At 74.6% G+C, this 25,685-nt stretch carries 22 protein-coding genes; 13 read left to right on the forward strand and 9 right to left on the reverse strand.

What is annotated here, in order from left to right:
• Positions 1–48: 48 nt before the first annotated feature.
• Positions 49–1,350 (forward strand): NAD(P)/FAD-dependent oxidoreductase, encoded by a 1,302-nt coding sequence (locus KJS59_RS08070; RefSeq protein ID WP_213451702.1) that lies wholly within the window; start codon positions 49–51, stop codon positions 1,348–1,350.
• On the opposite strand, the gene pabB is transcribed toward KJS59_RS08070, so the two are convergent.
• Positions 1,330–3,678 carry an aminodeoxychorismate synthase component I gene (pabB, locus tag KJS59_RS08075; protein ID WP_213451703.1) on the reverse strand — a complete coding sequence of 783 codons (2,349 nt, stop codon included), beginning with the start codon at positions 3,676–3,678 and terminating at the stop codon, positions 1,330–1,332. The two genes, KJS59_RS08070 and pabB, sit on opposite strands and share 21 nt — an antisense overlap.
• A gap of 181 nt (positions 3,679–3,859) precedes the next feature.
• Between pabB and lpdA the strand changes: the two genes are divergently transcribed.
• Both lpdA and KJS59_RS08085 read left to right on the forward strand, forming a co-directional pair.
• Positions 3,860–5,245 carry a dihydrolipoyl dehydrogenase gene (gene lpdA / locus KJS59_RS08080; RefSeq protein ID WP_213451704.1) on the forward strand — a complete coding sequence of 462 codons (1,386 nt, stop codon included), beginning with the start codon at positions 3,860–3,862 and terminating at the stop codon, positions 5,243–5,245.
• A gap of 205 nt (positions 5,246–5,450) precedes the next feature.
• Positions 5,451–6,032: a TetR/AcrR family transcriptional regulator gene (locus KJS59_RS08085; RefSeq protein WP_213451705.1), complete on the forward strand. Its 582-nt coding sequence runs from the start codon at positions 5,451–5,453 to the stop codon at positions 6,030–6,032.
• Here the strand turns inward: KJS59_RS08085 and KJS59_RS08090 are convergent.
• From KJS59_RS08090 to arfA, 3 genes are read right to left on the reverse strand one after another with little or no spacing between them, the layout of a single operon-like run.
• Positions 6,023–8,647, reverse strand: a complete 2,625-nt coding sequence (locus tag KJS59_RS08090) for a discoidin domain-containing protein (RefSeq protein ID WP_213451706.1) — start codon at positions 8,645–8,647, stop codon at positions 6,023–6,025. The genes KJS59_RS08085 and KJS59_RS08090 overlap by 10 nt on opposite strands.
• A gap of 60 nt (positions 8,648–8,707) precedes the next feature.
• A complete protein-coding gene (locus KJS59_RS08095) occupies positions 8,708–9,304 on the reverse strand; it encodes an extracellular solute-binding protein (protein ID WP_213451707.1) in 597 nt (198 codons plus the stop codon).
• A gap of 57 nt (positions 9,305–9,361) precedes the next feature.
• Entirely contained in the window at positions 9,362–10,876 is a 1,515-nt protein-coding gene (gene arfA, locus KJS59_RS08100) for an arabinosylfuranosidase ArfA (protein WP_213451708.1), read from the reverse strand.
• An 86-nt stretch (positions 10,877–10,962) separates the two neighbouring features.
• Between arfA and KJS59_RS08105 the strand changes: the two genes are divergently transcribed.
• The 4 genes from KJS59_RS08105 to KJS59_RS08120 all read left to right on the forward strand — a co-directional run bounded on the left by KJS59_RS08105 (position 10,963) and on the right by KJS59_RS08120 (position 14,804).
• Complete coding sequence (locus KJS59_RS08105; protein WP_213451710.1) at positions 10,963–12,018, forward strand: LacI family DNA-binding transcriptional regulator; 1,056 nt, start codon at positions 10,963–10,965, stop codon at positions 12,016–12,018.
• A gap of 91 nt (positions 12,019–12,109) precedes the next feature.
• On the forward strand, positions 12,110–12,880 hold the full coding sequence (locus KJS59_RS08110; RefSeq protein WP_213451711.1) for a spermidine synthase: 771 nt from the start codon (positions 12,110–12,112) through the stop codon (positions 12,878–12,880).
• Positions 12,881–13,026: 146 nt separating this feature from the next.
• Positions 13,027–14,004 (forward strand): aldo/keto reductase, encoded by a 978-nt coding sequence (locus tag KJS59_RS08115; RefSeq protein ID WP_213451712.1) that lies wholly within the window; start codon positions 13,027–13,029, stop codon positions 14,002–14,004.
• 41 nt (positions 14,005–14,045) lie between these two features.
• A complete protein-coding gene (locus KJS59_RS08120) occupies positions 14,046–14,804 on the forward strand; it encodes an SDR family NAD(P)-dependent oxidoreductase (protein ID WP_213451713.1) in 759 nt (252 codons plus the stop codon).
• Positions 14,805–14,811: 7 nt separating this feature from the next.
• Here KJS59_RS08120 and KJS59_RS08125 read toward each other — a convergent pair whose 3' ends face one another.
• Complete coding sequence (locus tag KJS59_RS08125) at positions 14,812–15,465, reverse strand: response regulator transcription factor (RefSeq protein WP_213451714.1); 654 nt, start codon at positions 15,463–15,465, stop codon at positions 14,812–14,814.
• On the reverse strand, positions 15,462–16,652 hold the full coding sequence (locus KJS59_RS08130) for a sensor histidine kinase (RefSeq protein WP_213451715.1): 1,191 nt from the start codon (positions 16,650–16,652) through the stop codon (positions 15,462–15,464). The genes KJS59_RS08125 and KJS59_RS08130 overlap by 4 nt, the downstream gene beginning before the upstream one ends.
• A gap of 90 nt (positions 16,653–16,742) precedes the next feature.
• On the opposite strand from KJS59_RS08130, the gene KJS59_RS08135 reads away from it, so the two are divergent.
• Together KJS59_RS08135 and KJS59_RS08140 are read left to right on the forward strand one after the other, a co-directional pair.
• Entirely contained in the window at positions 16,743–17,447 is a 705-nt protein-coding gene (locus KJS59_RS08135; RefSeq protein ID WP_213451716.1) for an ABC transporter ATP-binding protein, read from the forward strand.
• Positions 17,444–18,274, forward strand: coding sequence for an ABC transporter permease subunit (locus KJS59_RS08140; protein WP_213451717.1), 831 nt, complete (start codon positions 17,444–17,446; stop codon positions 18,272–18,274). The genes KJS59_RS08135 and KJS59_RS08140 overlap by 4 nt, the downstream gene beginning before the upstream one ends.
• Before the next feature lie 15 nt (positions 18,275–18,289).
• Here KJS59_RS08140 and KJS59_RS08145 read toward each other — a convergent pair whose 3' ends face one another.
• Positions 18,290–19,915 carry a glycosyltransferase family 39 protein gene (locus tag KJS59_RS08145; RefSeq protein ID WP_213451718.1) on the reverse strand — a complete coding sequence of 542 codons (1,626 nt, stop codon included), beginning with the start codon at positions 19,913–19,915 and terminating at the stop codon, positions 18,290–18,292.
• Between the two features lie 43 nt (positions 19,916–19,958).
• Positions 19,959–20,435 (reverse strand): universal stress protein, encoded by a 477-nt coding sequence (locus KJS59_RS08150; RefSeq protein ID WP_213451719.1) that lies wholly within the window; start codon positions 20,433–20,435, stop codon positions 19,959–19,961.
• A gap of 46 nt (positions 20,436–20,481) precedes the next feature.
• Here KJS59_RS08150 and KJS59_RS08155 point away from each other — a divergent pair, with 46 nt between their 5' ends.
• The 4 genes from KJS59_RS08155 to wrbA all read left to right on the forward strand — a co-directional run bounded on the left by KJS59_RS08155 (position 20,482) and on the right by wrbA (position 23,146).
• The gene (locus KJS59_RS08155; protein ID WP_249713967.1) at positions 20,482–20,919 is read left to right on the forward strand and encodes a MarR family winged helix-turn-helix transcriptional regulator; all 438 of its coding nucleotides are present in this window, start codon (positions 20,482–20,484) and stop codon (positions 20,917–20,919) included.
• A 121-nt stretch (positions 20,920–21,040) separates the two neighbouring features.
• Complete coding sequence (locus KJS59_RS31005; RefSeq protein WP_249713968.1) at positions 21,041–21,388, forward strand: MFS transporter; 348 nt, start codon at positions 21,041–21,043, stop codon at positions 21,386–21,388.
• A gap of 12 nt (positions 21,389–21,400) precedes the next feature.
• Entirely contained in the window at positions 21,401–22,393 is a 993-nt protein-coding gene (locus KJS59_RS08160; RefSeq protein ID WP_249713969.1) for an MFS transporter, read from the forward strand.
• A gap of 147 nt (positions 22,394–22,540) precedes the next feature.
• Positions 22,541–23,146, forward strand: coding sequence for an NAD(P)H:quinone oxidoreductase (gene wrbA, locus KJS59_RS08165; protein WP_213451721.1), 606 nt, complete (start codon positions 22,541–22,543; stop codon positions 23,144–23,146).
• A 90-nt stretch (positions 23,147–23,236) separates the two neighbouring features.
• On the opposite strand, the gene KJS59_RS08170 is transcribed toward wrbA, so the two are convergent.
• A complete protein-coding gene (locus tag KJS59_RS08170) occupies positions 23,237–25,597 on the reverse strand; it encodes a HelD family protein (RefSeq protein WP_376771141.1) in 2,361 nt (786 codons plus the stop codon).
• Between the last annotated feature and the right edge of the window lie 88 nt (positions 25,598–25,685).

Below are 25,685 nucleotides of genomic sequence, written 5' to 3' on the forward strand. Positions count from 1 at the left end.
GGGTACCGGCTCCGGCGAGCCCGGCGAGCCGGGGATCGGGAGGTGACCATGGCCAGGCCGAGGATCGTCGTCGTGGGTGCGGGGTTCGCGGGGTACCACGCGGCGCGCACGCTGTGCCGGTCCGGCGGCGGCGCCGAGATCGTCGTCATCAACCCGACCGACTACTTCCTGTACCTGCCGCTGCTGCCGGAGGTCGCGGCCGGGCTGGTGGAGCCCCGGCGGATCACGGTCTCCCTGCCGCAGACGCTGACCGGCGTGCGGCTGATCCTCGCCCAGGTTGAGGAGATCGACCTCGGGGCGCGCGAGGTGGGCTGGGTGGATGCCGAGGGGCGGCACGGCCGGACCGGGTACCACCGGCTGATCCTCGCCGCGGGCAGCGTGAACAAGCTGCTGCCGATCCCGGGTGTGGCCGAGCACGCCCACGGGTTCCGCAGCATCCCCGAGGCGCTGTACCTGCGCGACCACATGACCCGCCAGCTGGAGTTGGCCGACGCCACGGACGACGGGCGGGAGCGGGCCGCCCGGTCGACGTTCGTCGTGGTCGGCGCGGGCTACACGGGTACGGAGGTGGCCGCGCAGGGGGTCCTCTACACGGATGCGTTGTGGCGGCGGCACCCGCGGCTGCGCGGCAGCCGCCCCCGCTGGCTGCTGCTGGACACGGCTCCCCGGGTGCTGCCGGAACTCGCGCCGCGGCTGTCCCGGACCGCCGACCGGGTGCTCCGCGAGCGTGGGGTGGACCTGCGGATGGGCGTCTCGGTGGCGGAGGCGACCGCGGACGGGGTCCGCCTGACCGACGGCGAGCACGTGCCGACCCGATCGCTGATCTGGTGCGTCGGGGTCCGCCCGGACCCGCTCGTCGCCCGCCTCGGCCTCCAGTTGGAGCGGGGCCGGCTCGCCGTGGACGAATACCTGGCCGTGCCGGGCCACCCCGAGGTGTACGCGTGCGGTGACGTGGCCGCGGTGCCGGATCTGACCCGGCCGGGCCAGGTCACCACGATGACCGCCCAGCACGCGCAGCGGCAGGGTGTCCGGGCCGCGCGCAATGTGGCCGCCTCGTACGGGTCCGGCAAGCGGCGCCCCTACAAGCACCGGGACCTCGGCTTCGTGGTGGATCTCGGTGGCCGCGAGGCGGCGGCGAACCCGCTCGGCGTGCCGCTGGCCGGGCTGCCGGCCAAGGCGGTGACCCGCGGGTACCACCTGCTCTCGCTGCCCGGCAACCGGGCCCGGACCGCGACCGACTGGCTGCTCGAAGCTGTCCTGCCCCGGCAGACCACCCAGCTTGGCCTGGTCCGCTCGCCGGCGGTGCCGCTCGACACCGAGTCGCCGGAGCTACCCGCCCTGCCACACTGACGCCGGCCCCGCCGGCTCCGGCTCCGGCTCTGCCAGCTCCGGCCCTGCCGGCTCCGGCCCCGGCCCTGCCGGCCCTGGCCCCGCGGTCGTGGTCCGGTCGGGGAACTCGGCGCCCAGCAGGCGCAGCAGTGGCGCCGCCTTGACCGCCGTCTCCTCGTACTCCGCCGCCGGCTCGGAGAGCGCCACGATCGCCCCGCCGGTCCCGTAGCGGACGCCGCCGGGCGCGGCGACCAGCGTGCGGATCGCGATGCTGAGGTCGGCGGCGCCGGTGAGCGAAAAGTAGCCGATCGCGCCCGAGTAGACGCCGCGCGCCGCGCCCTCCAGCGCGTCGATGATCGCCATCGTTCGGACCTTCGGCGCGCCGGTCATCGACCCGCCCGGGAAGGCGGCCCGCACGCAGTCCACCGCCGTGGCGCCCGGGCGCAGCGCGGCGCGGACGGTGCTGACGAGCTGGTGCACGGTGGCGTAGGTCTCCACCTCGAACAGGCGCGGCACGCGCACCGAGCCGACCGTGGCGACCCGGCCCAGGTCGTTGCGGACCAGGTCGACGATCATCAGGTTCTCGGCCCGGTCCTTCTCGCTGGCGACCAGGTCCTTGCGGAGCAGTTCGTCGGCCGCCTCGCCGGCGCCGCGCGGCCGGGTGCCCTTGATGGGCCGCGACTCGACCGTGCCGTCCGGGTACACCCGAAGGAACCGCTCCGGCGAGCTGCTCAGCACCGCGAGCGCGCCGAAGCGCAGCAGTGCCGCGTGCGGGGCCGGGCTGAACCGGCGCAGCGTCCGGTATGCCGCCCAGGTGTCAAGCCGGACCGGTGCCGTCGCGGCGTTGGTGAGGCACACCTCGTAGGTCTCGCCGGCTGCGATCAGCGCCCGCGACTTCTCGATCATGGCGAGGTATCCGGTGCGGTCGTGCCGCAGCGACGGCGCCACGCCGGGCGGGTGCCACCGCGGCCCGGGAAGCTCCTGACCGGCCAGCTCCCGCAGCCGCTCGGCGGTCGCCGCCAGCCACTCCCGCGCCCCGGCCTCCCGCCCGGCCCGCGCCCCGACCTCCTGCTCCGCCCCGGCCTCTTGCCCGGCCCGCGTCCCGGCCTCCTGCCTCCCGCGCGCCCCGGCCTCCTGCCCCGCGTGCGCGTCCGCCTCTTGCCCCGCCCGCGCCTCGACCTTTTGCCCGGGCCCCGGGCCGGCCCCTTGCCCGGCCCGCGCGTCGGCCTCACTCCCGGTGCGTGCCAGTGCGAGCAGGTACGTGGTGCCCGTCGCGTGGTCCAGGACCACCGCCCGGTCGGTGAACAGCAGTGCCGCGTCCGGTTCGGCGGAGCGGTGCGCCCGGTCGCCGCCGCACTCGGCCTTCAGCTCGTACCCGAGGTACCCCAGCCACCCGAGCGCGAAGTCGCACGGGACGGGCGGCGGGGCGACCGCGTGCGCGCGCAGGTCCGCGTCCAGCCAGTCCAGGAAGGGGCCGCGGGTCTCGGTGACGCCGGCCGCCGACTCCACCCGCACGGTACCGGTCCACGCGTCGGCGTACGCGGTCCGGGCGAGCGGGCCGGAGTCGTCGGCCATGACGGAGAAGCGGCCCGACTCGCCGCCGGTCTGGCTGCTGTCCAGCCACACGGCGTTCATCGACCGGCGGAACAGCCGGTCGTACACGAGTTCGTCGCTCCACCGGGTGGGCAGGGCGGCGTGCAGCACCCGGTACGCGGGCTCGGCCGCCGGCACGGTGGGCGGTGGCGGGGTGGGCGGCGTGACGGTGATGGGCCCCGGCCTCGCGGCCCGCTCGGCCAGCGACACGAAGTTACGGATCAGCCGCTGCCCGTGCTCGGTACCGATCGACTCGGGGTGGAACTGCACCCCCCACCGGGGACGGGTGTGGTGGCGCAGCCCCATCACCACCCCGTCCGGGGTGTACGCGGTCGCCTCCATGGCCGGCGGCACCGCGGTCACCGCGAGCGAGTGGTACCGGACCGCCCGGAAGGGGGAGGGGATGCCGGCAAACAGTTCCCGCCCGTCGTGGAGCACGGGGGAGACGCGCCCGTGCCGGGGCTCGGGGGCCGGCCCGATCGCGCCACCGTGCGCCCACGCCAGGCCCTGGTGCCCGAGGCACACCCCGAGCAGCGGCAGGTCCGACGATTCGGCGAGCGCCCGGCAGATCCCGAAGTCGGCGGGCCGCTCGGGCGTCCCGGGCCCGGGCGAGAGGACGATCGCGTCGTAGCCGGCCAGGTCGGGCATCGGGTCGTCGTTGCGCACCACGACCGGCTCCCGGCCCGCCACCCCGGCGAGCAGGTGCACCAGGTTGTAGGTGAACGAGTCGTAGTTGTCGACGACGAGGGTGCGCACCCGGCCAGCCTAGGCACACTCCCAGGGCCTGTCTCGACGTGGATGACCGGGCCCGGACGCCGCTTGGAAGCACGCCGGTCACGGCCAGACACAACCCCGGTATCCGGCCGCACCCTCAGCCGACGCCTGGACCCAGCCTCGCTCCGGCCCCCGCGGCGAGGCGGACCCTAGGCTGGCCGGCATGACCTCACACTTCGACGTCGTCGTCCTCGGCGCGGGCCCCGGCGGCTACACCGCGGCCGTCCGCGCCGCCCAGCTCGGCCTGTCCACCGCCGTCATCGAGGAGCGGTACTGGGGCGGCGTCTGCCTGAACGTCGGCTGCATCCCGTCCAAGGCGCTGCTGCGCAACGCCGAGCTGGCGAACCTGGTCCAGCGCGAGGGCGGCACCTTCGGCCTCCGCGTCGACGGCTCGCTGAGCTTCGACTACGGGCCGGCGCACGAGCGCAGCCGGGCGGTGGCCGACGGCCGGGTCAAGGGCGTGCACTACCTGATGCGCAAGAACGGCATCCGGCAGTTCGACGGGCGCGGCGAGTTCCTGGACGCGCACACGATCCGGGTGGGTGGCGAGGCCGTCTCCTTCGGGCACTGCATCATCGCGGCCGGCGCCACGACCCGCCTGCTGCCCGGCACGTCGCGGTCCGAACGGGTCGTCACGTACGAGGAGCAGATCCTCAGCGCCGAGCTGCCCGGCAGCATCGTCATCGCCGGCGCGGGCGCCATCGGCGTCGAGTTCGCGTACGTGCTGAACGCGTACGGGGTCAAGGTGACCATCGTCGAGTTCCTGGACCGGATCGTGCCGCTGGAGGACGCCGACGTCTCCGCCGAGCTGGCCCGCCGGTACCGGCGGTTGGGCATCGACGTGCTCACCGGCACCCGGGTGGAGGGCATCGAGGAGGGCGCCGAGGGCGTCCGGGTGACCGTGACGAAGGGCGGCGAGCGGCGGGTCCTGGCGGCGGACAAGGTCCTGCAGGCGATCGGCTTCCGGCCGCGGGTCGATGGGTACGGGCTGGAGCGCACCGGGGTCCGGCTCACCGACCGGGGCGCGATCGACGTGGACGGCCGCTGCCGCACCAGCGTCCCGCACCTCTTCGCGATCGGCGACGTGACGGCCAAGCTGATGCTGGCGCACGCCGCCGAGGCGATGGGCATCGTGGCCGCCGAGACCATCGCCGTCGCCGAGACGATGGAGCTGGACTACCCGATGATCCCCCGGGCCACCTACTGCCAGCCGCAGGTGGCCAGCTTCGGCTGGACCGAGGCGCAGGCCCGGGAGAAGGGTTTCGACGTGCGGGTGGCCAAGTTCCCGTTCACCGCCAACGGCAAGGCGCACGGCCTGGGCGAGCCGGTCGGTTTCGTGAAGCTGATCAGCGACGGGACCCACGGCGAGCTGCTCGGCGCCCACCTGATCGGCCCGGACGTGACCGAACTGCTGCCCGAGCTGACCCTCGCCCAGCAGTGGGACCTCACGGTGCACGAGGTGGCCCGCAACGTGCACGCCCACCCGACGCTGGGCGAGGCCGTGAAGGAGGCGGTGCACGGCCTCGCCGGCCACATGATCAACATGTAGTGGCGGACCTGCCCGGCAAGCCGGCCGCGCGTCCGGTTGGCCGCGCGGTTTGGCGAGCCGGCGTAGCGAGACGATGGGCCGGGCGATCGCGAGCGGCGCCGCGAATCTGGTGTACGTTGTCGAACACGCTGTTCGCGTATGCGCGCGACCGGCGGGGGGCGGGTCAACGACCGGGTCCGGCCGCCGTGCGGGAAAAGGGGCGGCGATGGAGCGGGTGGACCGCCGGGTCCGCCGGACCCGGCGGGAGTTGCACGAGGCCCTGATCGCGCTCGTCCTGGAGCGCGGGTACGAGAAGATCACGGTGCAGGACATCCTGGACCGCGCCGATGTGGGGCGCTCCACGTTCTACGCGCACTTCCGGGACAAGGAGTCCCTGCTGCTGGCGAGCTTCGACGACGTGCGCGAGCGGCTGTGGGCGGACCTCGACGACACCGCGCGGCCGGGTCCGGACTACCCGGTCCGCGCCCTGTTCGAGCACGCCTACCGGCACCGGATGGTGTACCAGGCGCTGTGCGGCCGGCGCGGCGGCGACGTGGTGCGCCGGCACCTGCACCGGCTCCTCGCCGACCTGCTGGCGGCGCACCTGCGCCCGCGGCTGGCCGCCGCCGGGTCCGGGGTGCCGGTGGAGGTCGCGGCGGAGTTCTGCGCCAGCGCGGCGATCGGCCTGCTGATTTGGTGGGTGGACCACGACTTCCGGTACGGCCCGGAGCGGCTGGCGCGCATGTACCACGCGCTGGCCGCCCCGGGCATCCGAGCCGCCCTACGGGCGGACGACGATCACGGGTAACTCACCACGTTGACGGGCACCGTGCTCGTGCCCTGCGCCGTGCCGCCGGTCGTGTTGATGACGTTGGTGATGGTCCCGTTGCCGCCGAGGCTCACCGTCAGCAGGCTGTGGAACCGCACGCCGCCGGTGTTGGGTGCCTCGAAGCCGCGGGCCGCGTTCACCGACGGGTCCACGTTGAAGTAGCAGTAGCTGCCCAGGCCCCAGCCCTCGTGGGAGGTGACGCCACTGGCCACCTTGTACGCGGCGTACCCGTTGGTGCCGCCGTTCATCCAGGCCGCCTGGTTCGGCGGGTCGTACGGCATCTCGTTCTGGAAGAAGTACGTGCGCCCGCCGTTGCCGTTCCAGATCACCTGGTACTTCTGGTAGTGCTCGACGAACAGCCCGTACGCGGTCACGTTCGCGCCGTTGACGATCAGCCCGGTGTCGGCGGTGTTGACCGTCCAGCCGACGCCCGTGCCGTGGTCCGCCCGCCAGGCCCAGATGTGGTCGATGATGGCGTTGCTGCTGTTGACCACCAGGCTGGTGGTCGCCTTGCCCGCGCCGGCGCCGCCGATCCGGAAGAACACGTCCTGGATGGACGTCGGGTTGGCGGCGTGTCCGGTGCCGGCGGAGCCGTCCGGCCCGACCCGCAGCAGCACCGGCGAGTTGGTCGGGCCGGCGTCGAACAGCAGCCCGGCCAGCCGGACGCCGTCCACATCGGCCACCGTCATCGGGACCACCCCGTTGTCCGGGATGATCGTCGCGTACCCCAGGCCCAGGACGACCGTGTCGGCCCGGGTCACGGTGACGGTCTGGTTCACGTGGTAGATGCCGGGCGTGAACAGCAGGTTCAGGCCCTGGGCGAGGGCCGCGTTGAGGGTCGCGGCCGAGTCGCCCGGCTTGGCCACGTAGAACTGGCTGAGCGGGATCGAGGACCCCGGTGTGCCGCCGCCGGTCCAGGTGGCGCCCTGCGAGTTGGTCCGCAGCGACGGGACGAACACGTTGTACGCGCCGGCCGAGTCCACGTACAGGTACGGCTTCTCCCGGGTCACCGGGCTCTGCGCCACGGTGGTGTACGGCGGGTTCGGGAAGCTGGTGGCGGGCGCCCCGGTCACGCCGGTGAACACCATGTTCCACACGCCGTTGAGCCAGCCGCCGATCTGGCTGTCCCGGGTGTACCACTGCTGCTGCGAGTACGGCTGCACCGTGCCGCTGACCCGGCTGTCGGCGATGTACCCGCCGCTGGCCCAGCCGTAGCCGTTGGGCGCCAGGTTCAGGTCGCCGCGCACGTCGATCCGGCGGAACGGCGCCGCCTGGGAGACCGCCCAGCGGTTGAAGCCGCCGGTCGGGTTGATGGCCAGGTTCTCGGCGGAGCGCCAGAAGTTCTGCGTGGCGTTGCCGTTGAACCAGCCCGCGTCCACCGTCACGCCGCCGTTGATGACCACGTCGCCGGGGTTGCGTCCCAGGCCGGCGATGGACGTGTAGAACCCGATGTTCGCGTTGACGCCGTAGCTGCCCGGCTTGAACAGCAGGGCGTACCGGTCGGTGCCGAACTGGTTGCTCTCCTGCCGGCTGAACACGGTGTCGAGCTGACGCTGGACGGTGCTGGCCGACATCGACGGGTCGAACACGAGCACGTTCGGGCCGAGCGAGCCACCGCCGGGCACGGTGCCGGTCGGCGTGGTGGTCGGGGTGGCCGTCGGCCCACCGGTCGAACCGCTCGTGCGCACCTCGAACTCCCACAGTGAATAGCCGTACCCGGTGGCCCGCGTCGTGCCGTACATCCGCACGTACCGGCCGGTGCCCGACACGGCCAGCGTCTGGACGCCGCCGGTGCCGGTCGTGGTCGAGTAGACCGTCGTCCAGGCGCTCGCGTCGGTGGAGAGCTGGATCTGGAACGTCTTCCCGTACGCGGTCTCCCAGTTCAGCACCACCTGGCAGACGCCCGCGGCGGCGCCGAGGTCGACTTGGATCCACTGTGGATCACTGGCCGCGCTCGACCAGCGGGTGCCGGTGTTGCCGTCCACGGCCGCCGAGGCGGGGGTGCCGGCGTTCTCGGTGGAACTCGCCGTCGCGGGGCGGTTGAGGGCGGCGTTCGCCGTGCCGCAGGCACCGCCTGACCCGGTGCTGCCGTACACCTGGAACTCCCACAGCGAGTACCCGTATCCGGTGGCCCGCGTCGTGCCGTACATCCGCACGTACCGGCCGGTGCCGGTCACCGCGAGGGTCTGGGTGCCGCCGGTACCGCTGGTGGTGGAGTACACGGTCGTCCAGGCGTTAGCGTCCGCCGAGACCTGGATCTGGAAGGCCCGGCCGTACGCCGCCTCCCAGTTCAGGACCACCTGGCTGATCGTGGCGGTGGCGCCGAGGTCCACCTGGATCCACTGCGGGTCGCTGAACGCGCTCGACCACCGGGTGCCGGTGTTGCCGTCGACCGCGGCCGAGGCCGGGGTACCGGCGTTCTCCGTGGTCGAGGCGGTGGCCGGTTTCCCCTGGGAGAGCAGGGTGTCGGCGGCGCTGGCCAGGTGCGCGGTCGCGACCGCGAGGTACCCGGCGAGCAGCGCCGCGACGGCGCCGAGGACGGCCAGGGTCGGGCGCCGGCGGTACCGGTCCGGGGGGCGGGGGTTGGGATGCATGCGACATCTCCTGTGCGGGGGAGGGACGACGGTTGGGAGAGCGCTCTCTGGGAGAATCCGTCAGCCATGTGCATGTGTCAATAGGGTTACGGTTCCGGAACCATGCGCAGCCGTCCCGTCATGAGGGAGCGCTCTCCGAATGACGCGAGCATCCCCCGCCCGGCGAGCCGGGGTGCTCAGCCCTTCAACCCGCTTCGCGAGACGCCCTGGATGAGGTACGGTCGGCACGAAGTCCGCCTCGGTCAGCCCGAGCGCGCCGGCCACGTCGTCCAGCGGGGCGAGGATCTGCCGGGCCGTGAACGTGGCCAACTGGTCCATGTGCATGACGCCGATGTCCGGCCCGTTGCCGCTGGAGACCGCGCCGGGCAGCTTGGCGTAGTAGTCCTCCCACCGGTACGTGGCGGGCGTGACCGTGATGGTGCTGTGCTGGCCGTTGAACTCCTCGACCAGCTTCTTGAAGATGTCGCCGTCGCCGCCGGTGAAGCCGTTCCACAGGTTCAGCTGGACCCTGGGCCCGGTGTAGTCCTTGCCGCCGTTGCCGCTGGCGGCCGGCTCGTCGCTGTCGCCGCCGCAGCCGGCGAGGGTCAGGGCGGCCCCGGCGCCGGCCCCGAGCCCGAGGTCCAGCAGCCGACGTCGGGTGAATGGCGTGCTCTGCATGGCGTGCTCCCAATCGGTCTTCTTGGGGATGTGCCGGGCTACGCCGGCTGGAAGAGCTCAGTGGGTGGGGGAGGTGAAGCGGAGCAGATTCCAGGAGATCGCGGGCAGCCGTACCTGGCAGCGCCCGCCGTCGATGGCCGGCCGATCCCCCTGGCGGGGGGTGACCCGGTCCGGGGCCGCCGCGGTGTTGACGGCGTCCGGGTCGGCGCCGGCGTCGAGCGTGATGTGCCCGGCGCCGGCGATCCCCGGGAACGCCCGAAGGTCGCAGTCGAGGATGACGTCGCGGTCGAGGCGGTTGACCGCGAAGACGTTGAGGTAACCGGTCTCCGGGTCGTGCACGGCCACGGTGTCCACACCGGACACCCGGCCGTGGCGCGCGGTGTCGTACTGCGGCGCGACCGGCTCGGTGCGCAGGACCGCCCCGCGGGCGTGCCGGGCGGTCAGCGCGAACGGGTGGAAGATGGTCTGCCGCCAGGCCGGCCCGCCCTTCTCGGTGCGGATCGGGGCGATGACGTTGACCAGTTGCGCCTGGCAGGCCACCCCGACCCGGTCGGCGTGGCGCAGCAGGGTGACCAGCAGGTCGCCGACCACCACGGCGTCGGTGGCGGTGTAGGTGTCCTCGATCAGCGCCGGCGCCTCCACCCAGCCGCGCCGGTCCAGGTCGGCGCGCAGCCGGCTCTGGTACCACACGTTCCACTCGTCGAAGGAGATCTTCAGCTTGCGCCGGTGCCGCTGCTTGGCGGCGACGTGGTCCGCGGTGGCGACCACCTCGGTGATGAAGGCGTCCATGTCCACGGCCGAGGCGAGAATGCTGGGCCGGTCGCCGTCCGACGGATCGTAGTAGGTGTGCGCGGAGATGTAGTCGACGTGCTCGTAGGTGTGCTCCAGGACGGTGGCCTCCCAGGCGGCGAACGTGGGCATCCCCCGGCCGGAGCTGCCGCACGCCACCAGGCTGACGTCCGGGTCGATCATCTTCATCGCCCGGGCCGTCTCGGCGGCCAGCCGGCCGTACTCGTCGGCGGTCTTGTGGCCGACCTGCCACGGCCCGTCCAGTTCGTTGCCCAGGCACCACAGCCGGATGCCGTACGGCTCGGCGCTGCCGTGCGCGCGGCGCAGGTCCGACAGCCGGGTGCCGCCCGGGTGGTTGGCGTACTCGAGCAGGTCGCACGCCTCCTGGACGCCCCGGGTGCCGAGGTTGACCGCCATCATCGGCTCGGCGCCGGCGGCCCGGGTCCAGGTCATGAACTCGTCCAGCCCGAACGCGTTCGGCTCGACGGTCTTCCAGGCCAGGTCGAGGCGGCGCGGCCGGTCGCCGGCCGGCCCGACCCCGTCCTCCCACCGGGACCCGGAGACGAAGTTCCCGCCCGGGTATCGGATGACCGTGGCGCCCAACTCGCGGGTCAGCTCGAGCACGTCGCCCCGCAGGCCGCGCTCGTCGGCGCGGGGATGGCCCGGCTCGAACACGCCGCCGTAGACACACCGCCCCATATGCTCGACGAAGGATCCGAAGATCCGGCGGTGCACGTCGCCGATCCGGAAGGCGGGGTCGATCGTCAGCTGGGCGATGTCCATGCGACGTTTCTATAACGTTGTATACAACGTTGTAAAGGGATCGGGCGGTAGAGTGCCGGTGACACCGTGCCCTGGGAGGAGGCGGCGTGCGGCACAGGCTCAAGGACGTGGCCCAGCGGGCCGGGGTCTCGGTCAAGACCGTGTCGAACGTGGTCAACGGCTACCAGCACGTGCGCGCCTCCACCCGGGCCCGGGTGGAGGAGGCCATCGCCGAGCTCAACTACCGGCCCAACCTCTCCGCGCGCAGCCTGCGCCGGGGCCGCACCGGGGTGATCGCGCTCGCCGTCCCCGAACTGGACCTGCCGTACTTCGCGGAGCTGACCCGGCACGTGGTCAACGCCGCCGGCGCGCACGACTGGACCGTGCTGGTGGACCAGACCGGCGGCGCGATCGACCGCGAGCGGGAGGTCGCCACCGGCATCCGCGACCACCTGATCGACGGGCTCATCTTCAGCCCGCTCGCGCTCACCGCCGACGACCTCGGCGCGGGCGCCGACAGCACCCCCATGGTGCTGCTCGGCGAGCGGATCGAGGGTGGCCCGGCCGACCACGTCGTCATCGACAACGTGGCCGCCGCCCGGGAGGTGACCGCCCACCTCGCCGGGCTCGGCCGCCGCCGGATCGCGGCCATCGGCGCCCAGCGCACCGCCGAGGGCGTCAGCACCCGCCTGCGCCTGGCCGGGTACGCGGCCGCGCTGGCCGACGCCGGCCTGCCGTACGACGACCGCCTCGTCGCGCCCGCCGCCGCCTGGCACCGCGCGGACGGCGCCGCCGCGATGACCGCGCTGCTGGCCGGCCCGGTCCGCCCGGACGCCGTCTTCTGCTTCAACGACACACTCGCGCTCGGCGCGATGCGGGCCCTGCACGAGCACGGGCTGCGCCTGCCCGAGGACGTGGCGGTCGCGGGCTTCGACGACATCGAGGACGGCCGCTTCGCCGTGCCGACGCTCACCACCGTCTCGCCCGACAAGGCGGAGATCGCCCGGCTCGCCGTCGCGCTCCTCGCCGAGCGGCTGGGCGGCCGGCGATCGGGCGGCGAACCGTCGGGCCGGGAGGGCGGCTCGCCGTCGCGCGAAATCTCCGCCGGGTACCACCTGGAGATCCGCGAGAGCTCCGTGGGCCGGCCGGCGGCCGCGCGCTGAATGGGCGTCGGCCTGCGATCCCGGCTGACCCGCGCGGAGCGGGACGCCGCCGCCGGTGGCCCGGGCACACCGGTCGGCGGTTGAGCGCGCGATGTGGCGGAACCTTCCGGTCGACTTCGGCGTCGCCGATCTGGTGCTGGACGCCACCGGTGGCCGAACCCTGCTGGTGGACGGGGTGGAGCAGTCCCACGTCGCCATGGACCCCACCCGGCTGCGCTTCGAGTACACGCGGCGCCTGGCCCGCGCGGTGGACGCCGCGGCGCCGGCCGGCGTGCCGCTGCGCGTTCTGCACCTCGGCGGGGGAGCGCTGACCCTGCCCCGGTACGTGGCGGCGACCCGGCCCGGCTCCGCCCAGACGGTCGTGGACCGGGACGCGCGGCTGATGGCGCTGGTCCGCCGGGCGCTGCCGCCGCCGCCCGGGGTCCGGGTCGACATCGCCGACGCCCTCGACGCCCTCGACGCCGCCCCGGACGCGGGGTACGACGTGGTGCTGTCGGACGTGTACGGCGGCGCGCACATGCCCGAGCGGGTCACGGGGCGGGACTTCGCCGCGCACGCGGCCCGGGTCGCCGGCCCACGCGGGCTCTACGCGGTCAACGTGACCGACCTGCCGCCGCTGGTGCTCTGCCGCCGGCAGGTCGCCACGCTGCGCACCGCCTTCGCGGACGTGTGCCTGATCGCCGCGCGGACGATGCTGCGTGGCCGCCGGTACGGCAACGTGGTGCTCGCCGCGACGAACCGCCCGGGCGGGTTGCCCGTGGCCGCCCTCACCGCCACGGCCGCCCGGGACGAGGTACGCGGCCGGGTGCTGCACGGGGCCGACCTGGACGCGTTCGTCGCCGGAACGTCCGCGGCGGACTGATCCGCGCGACGCCCGAACCGGCCCGCGCGACGGCGACCTGGTCGGTGACGCTGAGCCCCGCCACGCCCGGCCCGAACCCGTCCCTGGCCCGCGGATCCTATAGGATCTTGCCCGCGCCGGTGGGCGGACGAGACGGGAGCGGATGCATGGACCCCTTCGAACGCGCCCGGTTGGGCCGCACCGAGGTGACCGTGACCCGGCTCGGCCTCGGCCTGGCCCCGATCGGCGGGCTCTACGCGGCCGTCGGCGACGAGGCCGCCCGGGCGACCGTGCGGCGCGCGTACGACCTGGGCATCGGGCACTTCGACACCGCGCCGCTGTACGGCAGCGGACTCTCCGAGCGCCGCGCCGGGTCGGTCCTGTCCACCCTGCCGCGGGATGGCTTCACGCTGGCCACGAAGGTGGGGCGGCGACTGGCGGCGGCCGGCGGCGACGGGCAGGACTTCTGGGCGGAGGACAGCGGCGAGCGGCCGGTCTGGGACTTCTCGGCGGAGGGCACCCGGCGCTCGTACGCGGAAAGCCTGGAGCGGCTCGGCCTGGAGCGCGCCGACGTCCTGCACATCCACGACCCGGACGACCACTTCGTCGACGCGATGGCGGGCGCCCGGCCGGCGCTGGTCGACCTGCGCGCCGAGGGCCGGATCGGCGCCGTCTCGGCCGGCATGAACCAGTCGGCGATGCTGGCCGACTTCGTGCGCACCGGCGACTTCGACTGCGTCCTGCTCGCCGGCCGGTACACGCTGCTGGACCAGTCCGGCCTCGCCGGCCTGCTGCCGCTCTGCGCCGAGCGGGGTACCTCGGTGATCTGCGGCGGCGTCTACAACTCCGGCATCCTGGCCGACCCGGGCGCGGGCGCCCGGTACAACTACGCACCCGCCCCGGCCTCCCTTGTGGAGCGTGCGCTCGCGATGCGGGCGGTGTGCGAGCGGCACGGCGTGCCGCTGCGGGCCGCCGCGATCCAGTTCCCGTTCGGGCACCCGGCGGTGGCCGGCGTGGTCATCGGCGCCCGGTCGCCCGCGGAGGTGGACGACGCCGTCGCCATGTGCTCGGTGGAGATCCCCGGCGCGCTCTGGGCCGACCTGCGCGCCACCGGGCTGATCCCGGACGGGGTGCCGGTGCCGTGACGGGCAGGGCCGAGGGAGGTACGGGGATGTCGGGAGGCCGGATGAGCGGGGTCGAGGGCCTGGTGGCGGTGGTCACCGGCGGCGGGTCGGGGATCGGCCGGGCGTGTGGGGAGGCGTTCCTGGCCGGGGGAGCGCGGGTCGCCGCCCTGGACCTGGACCCGTCCGGTGCGCCCGCGGGCGCGCTGGCGGTGGTCGCCGACGTGGCCGACTCCGCCGCCCTGGACCGGGCGATGGCCACCGCGGCGGACGCCCACGGCGGGATCGACGTGCTGGTCAACAGCGCCGGGATCAGCGCGGTCGGCCCGGTCGAGGCGAACGGCGACGACGAGTGGCAGCGGGTCCTGGACGTCAACGTGGTGGGTGTCGCCCGTGCGAGCCGCGCCGCCCTGCCGTACCTGCGCCGCAGCGCCGCCGGCGCGATCGTCAACCTGTCCTCGATCGCGGCCACCGCCGGGCTGGTCCAGCGGGCTCTGTACTCCGCGTCAAAGGGCGCCGTGCACGCGCTCACCCTGGCGATGGCCGCCGACCTGGTGGGCGAGGGCATCCGGGTCAACTGCGTGGCGCCGGGCACCGTGGACACCCCGTGGGTGGCCCGGCTCCTGTCGAACGTCGAGGACCCGGCGGGGGAGAAGGCCCGCCTGGCCGCCCGCCAGCCCACCGGCCGCCTGGTCGCCGCCGCCGAGGTGGCCGCCGCCGTGGTCTACCTCTCCAGCCGCTCCGCCGGCGGGGTCACCGGTACCGCCCTGCCGGTGGACGGCGGCATGTCCGGGCTGCGCCTGCCGCCCAGGCCGCGCGCCTGACCGCGGGTCAGACGCCGGCGTCCCGGACCAGCAGCGCGGCCTGCACCCGGTTCGCACAGTCCAACTTGGACATTATTCGGCTCATGTAGGTCTTGACGCTGGTCTCGGTCATCCGCAGCCGGCGGGCGATATCGGCGTTGGGCAGCCCCTCGGCCGCCAGGCGCAGCACGTCCGCCTCCCGGGGCGCCAGCGTCGCCAGGCGCGCGGCGGCGGCGCTGCGGCGCTCGGCGGCCTGGCGGGGGATGAGGCCCAGCACGATCCGGGCCACCGGCGGGGAGAGGTACGCCTCGCCGGCGTGCGCCGCGCGGACCGCACGGACCAGTTCGTCGGGCGCGCACGTCTTCAGCACGAACCCCGCCGCCTCGCCCCGGACCGCCCGCAGCACGTTCGGCTCGGTGCCGAACGAGGTGAGCATGACCACCCGGACCCCGGGCGTGCGGCGGCGCAGTTCCTCCGCGGCGGCCAACCCGTCCAGGTCCGGCATGCGCACGTCGAGCAGGGCCACATCGGGACGGTGCCGGTCGGCCAGGTCGACCGCCTCCCGGCCGGTGCCGGCCTCGGCCACCACCGCCACGTCGCCGGCCGCTTCGAGCACGGCGCGCAGCCCGGCGCGCAGCAGCGGCTCGTCGTCGGCCACCAGAACCCGGATCGGCGCGCTCACGCCGGCCCCAGCAGCAGGCCGGCGGGCAGGACGACGAACATCAGACAGGCGGCGGCGACGCCGACCGCGGTGGTGCGCAGCCGGCCACCGGGCAGGTCGGGATCCGGTGCCGGCGCGGCGGCGGGCAGCATCGCGCCGAGCCGGAACTCGCCACCGGCGCGGCGATGGTCGAGCAGGCCGCCCGCCGCCGACATCCGCTCGCCGAGCCCGCGCAGCCCCTGCCCGGAACCCGCGCCGGTCCCGTCGCCGAGAGGGTTGGTGACGGTCAGCAGCAGCGCGTCCGCCTCCCAGGCGAGCCGCACCTCGACCGGGCGCCCCGGCGCGTGCTTCGCGGCGTTGGTGACGCCCTCCTCGACGGCCCGGTACGCCGCCTCACCGGCCAGCATGGACAGATCCACCGGAGTACCCCGCCGGTGCAGCGTCACCGGCACGCCCGCGGCGCGGTACTCCGCGACCAGCGCCGGGATCCGGTCCGGCCCCGGCGGTTCCGCCGCCCGCAGTGCGCCCACCACGTCATACAGTTCGGCGGCGGCGTCCCGGGCCGCCTCGGCCAGCCGCCGCGCCGCCGCCCGGTGCGCCTGCGGGAGGGCGGCCACCTCCAGCGCCGCCGCCTGCATGGAGACCAGGCTCAGCCGGCGACCCAGCGAGTCGTGCATGTCGCGGGCGATGCGCAGCCGCTCCCGCAGCCGTTCCCGCTCGCCCAGCAGTTCCCGCTCGCGGCGCAGGTGGCGGTTGCTCCGGTCGAGCGCGGTCACCAGGCGTTCCTGCTGCGCCACGTACCGCCCGGTCAGCAGCGGCAGGGCGACGAACACCAGGTACGCGGTGGCGAACTGGGGGAGCAGGCGGGGATCGGGCGCCCTGGCGAGCACGGCGCCCAGCCCGCCCGCCGCGAGGCCGGCGGCGACGGCGGCGTCCCGGCGGGACGCGACCCGGCGCCCGGCCCGGTAGGCGCTCCAGATCAGTAGCGCGTAACCGGCGCCGGTCAGCGCGCCGAGGACGATGGCCCCGCCGAACGCCGCGTACGGCCACCGCCGCCCGGCCCCGACCAGCAGCGCGACGCCGGCCGCGTAGGCGACCATCGCCACGGCCGGCACGGCGCCGTCGTGGACGCCCGCGAGGAGCACCGCCTCGGCGGCCACCACCGCCGCCACGAGGAGAAATCGGCGCGCGAGGAGAGGTAGGCGCATGAGGTGAAGCGTACGGGTCGACTTTCGTCGACCGGCCGGCGTGACCTTTGGCGACTGCGCCGGCGCGGCCGGGCGGCCTACCGTCCCCGGGTGATCGAAGTACGCAACCTCAGCAAGCGCTACGGGCGCGCGCTCGCCGTGGACGACCTGTCGTTCACGGTCCGCCCCGGGTTGGTGACCGGCTTCGCCGGGCCGAACGGCGCCGGCAAGTCCACCACGATGCGGATGATGCTCGGGCTGGACCGGCCCACCGCCGGGGAGGTGCGGGTCGACGGGCGGCCGTACGCCGGGCTGCCCCGACCGCTGCGCCGCGTCGGTGCCCTGCCGGAGGGGCGCACCTGGCACCCGGGCCGCCGGGTCGAGGACCACCTGCGGTGGCTCGCCCGGACGAACCGGATACCGCGCACCCGGGTCGCCGAGGTCCTGGATCTGGTCGGGCTCGCCGGGGCCGCGGGCAACCGGGGCCGCACGCTGTCCCTCGGCATGGCGCAGCGGCTCGGCATCGCCGCGGCGCTGCTCGGCGACCCGCCGGTCCTGCTGTTCGACGAGCCGCTCAACGGCCTCGACCCGGCCGGCATCGCCTGGCTGCGCGCGCTGCTGCGGCACTGGGCCGGCGAGGGGCGCACGGTCCTGGTCTCCAGCCACCTCATGACCGAACTGGCCCGCACCGCCGACCGGCTCGTGGTGATCAGCCGCGGCCGGCTGCTCGCCGACACCACGGTCGCCGAGTTGAGCGCCGGCGCCGACAGCCTGGAGGCGGCGTTCATGCGCCTGACCGGCGAGGTTCCCCGATGAACCCGCAGTGGGCGGACGGCATCGCGACCGAAAGCGGCTCGGCGGGCCGGGCCCTCGCCGGCGCGGTGGCCGGCGAACTGACGAAGATCCGCAGCCTGCGCTCCACGCTCTGGACGCTCGCCGCCGCGGTGCTGGTCAGTGGCGGGCTCGGGTACCTGGTCGGGCTGAGTTTCGCGGCGGGCTTCGACCGGTTGCCCGCCGAGCAGCGCGAGCGCTTCGACCCCCTGTTCGCCACCTTCTACGGCCTGACCCTGGGGCAACTCGCGCTCGTGGTGTTCGCCGTCCTCGCGGTGACCGGCGAGTACGGCAGCGGCATGATCCGGGCGTCGCTGGCCGCCGTGCCCCGGCGCGGCACGTTCTACGCCGCGAAGCTGGCCGCCGTGGCGGCGTCGCTGGCCGCCGTGGCCCTGGTGACCGTCGCGGTCACGTTCGCCGCCGCCCAGGCGTCGCTCGGCCCGCACCGCACCACGCCCGGCGCCGCGGGCGTGCCCACCGCCGTCGCCGGCGCGTTCCTCTACCTCGTCCTCATCGGACTGTTCGCGTTCGGGGTCGGGGCCATGCTGCGCAGTACGGTGCTGGCGCTGGTGGTCCTGCTGCCGCTGCTGTTCCTGGGCTCGCAGGGCCTCGGCAACGTCCCCGGGCTGCGCACCGTCCTCCAGTACCTGCCGGACCAGGCGGGCGCCGTCATCATGCACCTGACCGGCCCGGCCGGCGACCCCCGATTCGGCCGGGACTTCGGCCCGTGGACGGGCCTGGGCATCACGGCGCTGTGGACGGCCGCCGCCCTGCTCGGCGGGTACCTGGTCCTGCGCCGCCGGGACGCCTGAGGCGCCGGTACCCGGTCAGAACCTCGCGGGGGTGTCGAGCAGGCACGGGGCGCCCGGCGGGGGAGCGGCGCCCGGTGCCTTCTCGTACAGCGCCACGACCACGCCGCCGTACCAGTACTCGCCGGCAAGCCGGGCGAACCGGGCCATCGCCCGCTTCTCCGCGTCCAGGGTCCGGGGTTTCGGCACCCAGGAGACCCGGACGAGCCACACCCGCGACGCGGCCGTCATGCCGGCGGGCTGGCCGCCGGCCCGGCACGCGTCACCCTGGCCGGGACTGTACCAGGAGTCCGGGCGCAGACCGGCGCCGCGCCCGTACCAGCCGATCATCGCTACCTCGGACTTGCCGCCGTGCACCAGCACCACGTCGCCCGGGAGCCGCCGCTCGGCGACCATCTCCACGGCCGGCTGCGCCCGCGCGAACCGCTCGGCGTTCGTGGCGTGCTGCGCGTGCCCGAAGCGCTGCAAGTGGGTGGCGATGAGCAGCGCCGCCACGGCGGCCGCCACGCCGCCCGCCGCCCTCGGCGCGCGGCCCCACCAGGTGCCGCTCGGCCATCGGGCGCGCAGCAACGCCACCGCCGCCAGCCGCAGCAGGCCGTCCAGGCCGGCGCAGAGCAGGATCCACGCGACGGGCACCAGCCAGAGGGCCACCCGGGTCGCCATCGGGTACAGGCGCAGCAGCGCCAGCAGGTAGCCGGCGGCGAGCGGGGCGGTCACCAGCGCGGCGGTGCGGGGACGGCGGACGGCGAGCGCCACGGCGCCGGCCGCCATCAGCCCGAGCACGAGCCACCGGACACGGTCGTGCTCCGCAGCCAGCGCCGACCGGGCGAACTGGTGGAACACGTCGCGCGACCAGGTGAGGGCGGAGCGGGGCCCGAGGTGGCGGGGCGCCAGCGAGCCCGGGTAGGTGGTGGACCACCAGTCGCGGAGCCACCCGACAGGGGACGGCATGGCCAGGTACACCAGCAGCATGGAGGCGGCGGTGGGCGCCGCGGCGATGGCGTGGTCGCGCAGCAGCACCCAGCGGCGGGAGGCCGCCGCGAACAGCAGCAGCAACCCACCCATCGCGCCGGTGACGAACAGTGCCGTGGTGGCGAACCAGACCGCCACCGCGCCGGTCAGCCAGAACGCCAGCAATCGCCGCCGGGCCGGGTCGTCCAGCGCCCGCAGCGCCAGGATCAGCAGCAGGACCGTCGCCGCGGCCTCCACCGAGTACGGCTTGAGCTGGCTCGCCTGGTAGATGAGGGCGGGCGTGCCGGCGGCCAGCGCGACGGCGGCCAGCGCGAGCGGCGCCGGCAGCAGGCGCCGGGCCAGCACCGCGGTGAGCGCGACCGCCGCGCAGGCGGCGATGAGTTCCGGCAGCCGGAGGAGCGCGTCGCCCCGGCCGGCGGCCAGCCCGAGCTTGTGCAGCCAGAGCCAGCCGGGTGGGGCGATCTGGTCGAAGTCCAGGCGCCCGTGCAGCTCGGCGAACGAGCGGCGCTGGAGATTGACGGCGATCCACAGCTCGTCCGAGTTGAGCGAGCGCCGCCCGGACCAGCGCCGTATCCGCAGCAGGACCCCGCAGGCGACCACGAGCGCCGCCCACGTGGGGTAGCCGAGCGGCCGCCGCCGACCGGCCGGCACCCGGGTCCCCGCATCCCCCACAGCGTCACGGTAGTGAAGTCATTACGCAGCGTCGCGGCGCTGCCTACGGAACCACCACCAGGGGTACGCACCGGCAGCGCGCGAGGCGGTTGGGCAGCGCGCCGGCGATCCGGTGCAGCGGCTGCGCCGAGGCGCCGACGACGACCAGGTCGGCGGTGTTCTCCCGAGCGGCGGCGATCAGTTCCCGCGCCGGGTCGCCGTACCGGTGCTGGAACCGCGCCCGTACGCCGAAGTCGCGTGCCATCCGGTCGGTCTCCTCGCGCAGTTGCTCGGCGACCCGCACCGGCGTCTCGACGAGCAGCGTCGCGGCCGCCTCGCCGGAGGCGACCACCGGCGCCCAGTACCGGGTGCCGGAGACGTGGACGGCGAGCACGGGGCACCCGGAGCGGCGAGCCTGCCCGCACGCCCACGCGAACGCGCGCCAGCCACCAGGGGTTCCGTCGACGCCCGCCATCACCAGGCCGGGCCCGTCGGCGCGGCGTGGGGCGGGCACCGGGCCGGGCGCCTCCCTGAGAGCCATGCCATGAGCATAAGCCACTTCTATAAGTAACTGATATAAAGAAATCGTGCTTGCGGCCAGGGCGGACGGGGACCGGCTCGCGGCCGGCTTCGACCGGCTGTTCGAGGCGCTGCGCCGGCTCAACCCCGCCGACGGGCTGAGCCTGACCACCGCGTCGACGCTGCGCCGGCTGGACCGGTGCGGCGATCACCGGCTCTCCGAACTGGCCGCGGCCGAGGGCGTGACCCAGCCGGCCATGACCCAACTGGTCTCCCGGCTGGAGCGCGACGGGCTGGCCGAGCGCTGCCCCGAGCCCGCCGACGGCCGCGTGGTGGTGGTGCGGATCACCGAGGCGGGGCGGGAGGTGGTCCGGCGGCGCCGGGCCGAGCGGGCCGAGCGGCTCGCCGCGCTGATCGAGCACCTGCCGGACCGGGACCGGGCCGCCATCGAGGCCGCCCTGCCCGCCCTCGACCACCTCGGTGAGTTGCTGACCGACGAGAGTTGACCGACCAGAGGCAGGAGACCGGGCGCTTTCCCTCGACGACCACCTCACGGTCACCTCGATCGCGCTGTCGCTGGACCCGTTCGGCGGGGAGCGCGGCGCGCTGTGGCTGATCGCCTGGCGGGTGCTCCAGGCGGTGGGCGGCGCCATGCTGATGGCCAACTCCGCCGCGATCATCACGGACGCGTTCGACGCCGCCCAGCGCGGGATGGCCCTCGGCGTCAACATCGTGGCCGGCATCGCCGGCTCGTTCGTCGGCCTGGTCCTCGGCGGCGTGCTGGCCGAGTGGAACTGGCGCTCGGTGTTCTGGGTCAACGTGCCCATCGGGCTGCTCGGCACGGCCTGGGCGTACCGGTCGCTGCGCGACACCGGCATCCGGCGCCGCGCCCGCATCGACGGGTGGGGCAACCTCACCTTCGCGGTCGGCCTCACCGCGCTGCTCGCCGCCATCACCTACGGCATCCAGCCGTAGACCGACCCGTGGGTGCTGGCCGGCCTGATCGGCGGCACCGCCCTGCTGGTCCTGTTCGTGGTCGTCGAACTGCGCGTGCCCGAGCCGATGTTCCCGCTCAGGCTGTTCCGCAGCGCCGCGTTCAGCAGCGGCAACGCCGCCGGCCTGCTCGGCTCGGTGGCCCGGGGCGGCCTGCAGTTCATGCTCATCATCTGGCTCCAGGGCATCTGGTTGCCGCTGCACGGCTACGACTACGCCGAAACCCCGCTGTGGGCCGGCATCTACCTGCTGCCGCTGACCGTCGGCTTCCTCGCCGCCGGCCCGCTGGCCGGCCACCTGTCCGACCGGTTCGGCGCCCGCCTGTTCGCGGCCGGCGGCCTGCTGCTGATGGCCGCCTCGTTCGCCGGGCTGCTGCTGATTCCCAGCGACTTCCGGTACTGGGTCTTCGCGGTGCTGGTCTTCCTGAACGGCCTCGGCGGCGGGCTGTTCGCCGCGCCGAACACGGCGCTGATCATGTCCAGCGCCCCGGCGCACCTGCGCGGGGTGGCCTCCGGCATGCGCGCCACGTTCCAGAACGCCGGCATGGTGCTGTCGATCGGCGTGTTCTTCTCGCTGATGGTCGCCGGCCTGGCCAACTCCCTGCCGGGCGCGCTCGACTCCGGCCTCACCGCACAGGGGGTACCCGCCCCGGCCGCGCACGCGATCGCCCAACTTCCCCCGGTCGGGACCCTGTTCGCCGCGTTTCTCGGGTACAACCCGATCCAGCAACTGCTCGGCAGCACCGTGCTGGACGCCCTGCCGGCCGCCAACGCGCACGTGCTGACCGGCCGGGAGTTCTTCCCGCACCTGATCTCCGAGCCGTTCCACCAGGGCCTGGTGATCGTGTTCTGGCTGGCCATCGTGATGGCCCTGGTCGCGGCCGCCGCGTCGCTGGCCACGCCGAAGGGCCGTCCGGCGGGCGACCCGGTCACCCGCTCGGCCGAGCGGGCGGACGAGGTCGCCGGCGCCCAGCCGCTCGCCCCGTGACCGGCGTCGCCGAACCGACCCGCGACCGCTGAAGCGGCCGCCTGGCCAACCCTCCGAGGGGCGCGACTTCGTGGCCCGGATCACGTGAGACTCGGCCCGGCGGGGGTACTGCGAGCCGGAAGGTGATCGTCGGAGGGAGATCCCAGCATGGCCGGCACCAAGCTCGCCGTCATCTACTACTCGTCAACCGGCACGGTGCACGCGATGGCGGAGCGGTTGGCCGCCGCGGGCGAGAAGGCCGGCGCCACGGTACGGCTGCGTCAGGTGGCCGAACTCGCCCCGGCGGAGGCCATCGCCTCCAACGCGGCCTGGAGCCAGCACTTCGACCGGACCAAGGACGAACCGCGGGCCACCGCCGACGACATCGTCTGGGCGGACGCGGTGCTGCTGGGCAGCCCCACCCGGTACGGGAACATCGCCAGCCAGCTCAAGCAGTTCCTGGACACGCTCGGCCCACAGTGGACGCAGGGCTTGCTCGCGGACAAGGTGTACGCCGGCTTCACCGCGACGATGACCGCGCACGGCGGGCAGGAGACCACGCTGCTCGCCCTGTACAACACGATCTACCACTTCGGCGGCATCATCGTGCCGCCCGGGTACACCGACCCGCTCAAGTTCGCCGACGGCAACCCGTACGGCGTCTCGCACGTGACCGGCGGCAACAACGACGAGCCGCTGACCGACGTGCAGTACGCCGCGCTGGACCACCTGACCGAGCGGGTCCTGCGGATCGCCGCGAAGCTGCGGGACTGACCGGGCCGCGGGCTCGGCCGCCTCATCGCGCCGGTCCGCCCCGCGGCGCCGACCGCGTGATCCGTCCGCGGCCGGCGCCCTCCGCGCCGGCTACCGGCCGTGATCCTCACCCGTGTGCAGGATCCCGAGGCGCTGGGTGGGGCGGGTTAGCGCGACGTACAGGTCGCCCTCGCCGCGCGGCGACTCGGCGGCGATCGCGGCCGGGTCGACGACGATGACGCCGTCGAACTCCAGCCCCTTCGCCTGCCGGACGGTCAGCACCACCACCCGGTTCTCCAGGTCCGCCGCGTCGCCGGTGGCCGACTCGGGCACCGCGTCGGCCACCGCCCGGCCCAGGTCGTCCAGGCGGCGCACCGGCACCAGCACGCCGAGCCGGCCCTCGCCGACCGCGTCCGCCTCCTTGCGGACCGCCTCGACCAGTTCGCCGGCCAGCTCGCCCGGTGCGACGGCGCGCCGCCACGGCTGCACCCCGGTCGAGCGGACCGAGCGGGGCGGCCGCGCGTCCGGGTCGATGCGGGCCAGCACCGGCGCCGCCAGCGCCATGATCTCGGCCGGCGTCCGGTAGTTGACGGTCAGCTCCGCCAGCCGCCAGCGCGTCGACACGTACGGCTCCAGCACCTGCCCCCACGAGGTGGTGCCGGCCGGGTCGCCGGTCTGCGCCACGTCGCCGACGACCGTCATGGACCGGCTCGGGCAGCGCCGCATCAGCAGCCGCCACGCCATCGCGGACAGTTCCTGCGCCTCGTCCACGATGATGTGCCCGAACGCCCAGCGCCGGTCGGCCGCGGCCCGCTCCGCGGCCGTGCGCCGGTCCGCTGCCTCCTGCCGCTCGCCCAGCCGGCTCGCGTCGATCAGGTCCGTCGCGGTGAGGATCTCCGGGTCGATCTCGTCCTCGACGTCGATCGGCCGGGAGCCGTGCAGGATCTCCAGCGCGCCCTCCGCGTACGCGGTGCGCTGGCGCCGCCGCCGCTCCGCCAGCACGGCGGCGTCCCGGTCGTCGTCGCCGAGCAACTCGGCCGCCTCGTCCAGCAGCGGCACGTCCGCGGGCGTCCACAGGGGATTCCGGCGGACCAGCGACGCACGCTCCTCATCGGACAGTTGCGGCGCCGCGGCGGCGATCCGCTCCGGCGACGCGTACAGCTCGGCCAGCAGCCGCTGCGGCGTGAGGACCGGCCACAGCCAGTCCAGTGCCGTCTGCACGCCGGGATCGGCGGACAGCTCGCGGCGGAACTCCGCCAGATCCGCCTCGGCGAGCAACTGCGGATCGCCCGGCGCGTCGTCGCCGCCCAGCGGATCGTCCGCGTACGGGTCCGTGCCGATCTTCTCGGCCAGCCGGAGCGAGAGCGCGTGCACGATCTCCCGGTCGAACGCGGAGCGCGCCTGGTTGTGCGGCCACCCCGTCCGGCGGGCCCGCTCCCGCGCCGCCGCGCAGGTCGCCCGGTCCAGCTGCAGCGTGTCCCGCTGCAGCGTGCCCTGGTCGATGACGATCTCCAGCGCGTCGTCGGGCAGCCGCTGCCGGTCCCGCACCGCCGTGGCGAGCACCTCCGCCATCACCGGACGACCCTTGAGCTCCGCGACCCCGTCGGGCTCGGCGTGGTACGCCTCGACCCCCGGGTACAGGCCGCCGAGCGTGCGCAGCAGGACGCCGGTCTCGGCCAGCGCGGGCAGCACCTGCGAGATGTACCGCAGGAACGTCGCGTTCGGGCCCACCACCAGCACGCCGCGGGTCGACAACTCCCGCCGGTACGTGTAGAGCAGGTACGCCGCCCGGTGCAGCGCGACAGCCGTCTTGCCGGTACCCGGCCCGCCCTGCACCACCAGGACCCCGGACATCGGCGCGCGGATGATGCCGTCCTGCTCCGCCTGGATCGTCTCGACGATGTCCCGCATCCGGCCGGTCCGGCTCGCGTTCAGCGCCGCGAGCAGCACCGCCTCGCCGGTCACGTCGGTATGCCCGGCCGCCGCCTCCACCGCGGTCAGGTCCAGCACCTCGTCGTCCAGCGCCACGACCTTGCGCCCCGCCGTGCGGATGTGCCGGCGCCGCCGCACCCCCTCCGGCGCCGCCGCCGTCGCCAGGTAGAACGGCCGCGCCGCCGGCGCCCGCCAGTCCACCAGCAGCGGCTCGTACCCCGAATCCTCGTCGAACAGCCCGATCCGCCCGATGTACCGCCGCTCGTCCGGCCCCTTGTCGAAGTCCAGCCGGCCGAAGCACAGCCCGCTCTCCACCGCGTCCAGCTGGGCCACCTGCTCGGTGTACATGCCGGTCGTGCTCTCCCGCTGCGAGCGCTCCTGCTGTGTACCGCCGGTCTGCCGCAACGCCGCGGCCAACCGGTCGGCGGCCTGATCCCGCATCGCGTCCAGCCGCCCGTACAGGCGGGTGACGTACCGCTGCTCGTCGTTGAGGTCGCTGGCGGAGGTGCTTGACAAACCCGGCTCCCTGTATCGTAAAATGATGCGACGTAAGGCCGGCTGTGCCGTGCCTTAGCGTTTTGAACGTCTCAGCGTACCCGAACCCCGCCCGGCATGGCGGGGTTCTTTC

The sequence above is a fragment of the Rhizomonospora bruguierae genome, from assembly GCF_018397995.1.
GTDB lineage: Bacteria > Actinomycetota > Actinomycetes > Mycobacteriales > Micromonosporaceae > Rhizomonospora > Rhizomonospora bruguierae.

Coding starts and splice junctions, on each gene's coding strand:
- KJS59_RS08090 (WP_213451706.1), bottom strand. CDS start 8,647: ATGCATCCCAACCCCCGCCCCCCGGACCGGTACCGCCGGCGCCCGACC.
- lpdA (WP_213451704.1), top strand. CDS start 3,860: ATGACCTCACACTTCGACGTCGTCGTCCTCGGCGCGGGCCCCGGCGGC.
- KJS59_RS08150 (WP_213451719.1), bottom strand. CDS start 20,435: ATGGCTCTCAGGGAGGCGCCCGGCCCGGTGCCCGCCCCACGCCGCGCC.
- KJS59_RS08095 (WP_213451707.1), bottom strand. CDS start 9,304: ATGCAGAGCACGCCATTCACCCGACGTCGGCTGCTGGACCTCGGGCTC.
- KJS59_RS08115 (WP_213451712.1), top strand. CDS start 13,027: ATGGACCCCTTCGAACGCGCCCGGTTGGGCCGCACCGAGGTGACCGTG.
- wrbA (WP_213451721.1), top strand. CDS start 22,541: ATGGCCGGCACCAAGCTCGCCGTCATCTACTACTCGTCAACCGGCACG.
- arfA (WP_213451708.1), bottom strand. CDS start 10,876: ATGGACATCGCCCAGCTGACGATCGACCCCGCCTTCCGGATCGGCGAC.
- KJS59_RS08070 (WP_213451702.1), top strand. CDS start 49: ATGGCCAGGCCGAGGATCGTCGTCGTGGGTGCGGGGTTCGCGGGGTAC.
- KJS59_RS08140 (WP_213451717.1), top strand. CDS start 17,444: ATGAACCCGCAGTGGGCGGACGGCATCGCGACCGAAAGCGGCTCGGCG.
- KJS59_RS08085 (WP_213451705.1), top strand. CDS start 5,451: ATGGAGCGGGTGGACCGCCGGGTCCGCCGGACCCGGCGGGAGTTGCAC.
- KJS59_RS08110 (WP_213451711.1), top strand. CDS start 12,110: ATGTGGCGGAACCTTCCGGTCGACTTCGGCGTCGCCGATCTGGTGCTG.
- KJS59_RS08130 (WP_213451715.1), bottom strand. CDS start 16,652: ATGCGCCTACCTCTCCTCGCGCGCCGATTTCTCCTCGTGGCGGCGGTG.
- KJS59_RS08120 (WP_213451713.1), top strand. CDS start 14,046: ATGAGCGGGGTCGAGGGCCTGGTGGCGGTGGTCACCGGCGGCGGGTCG.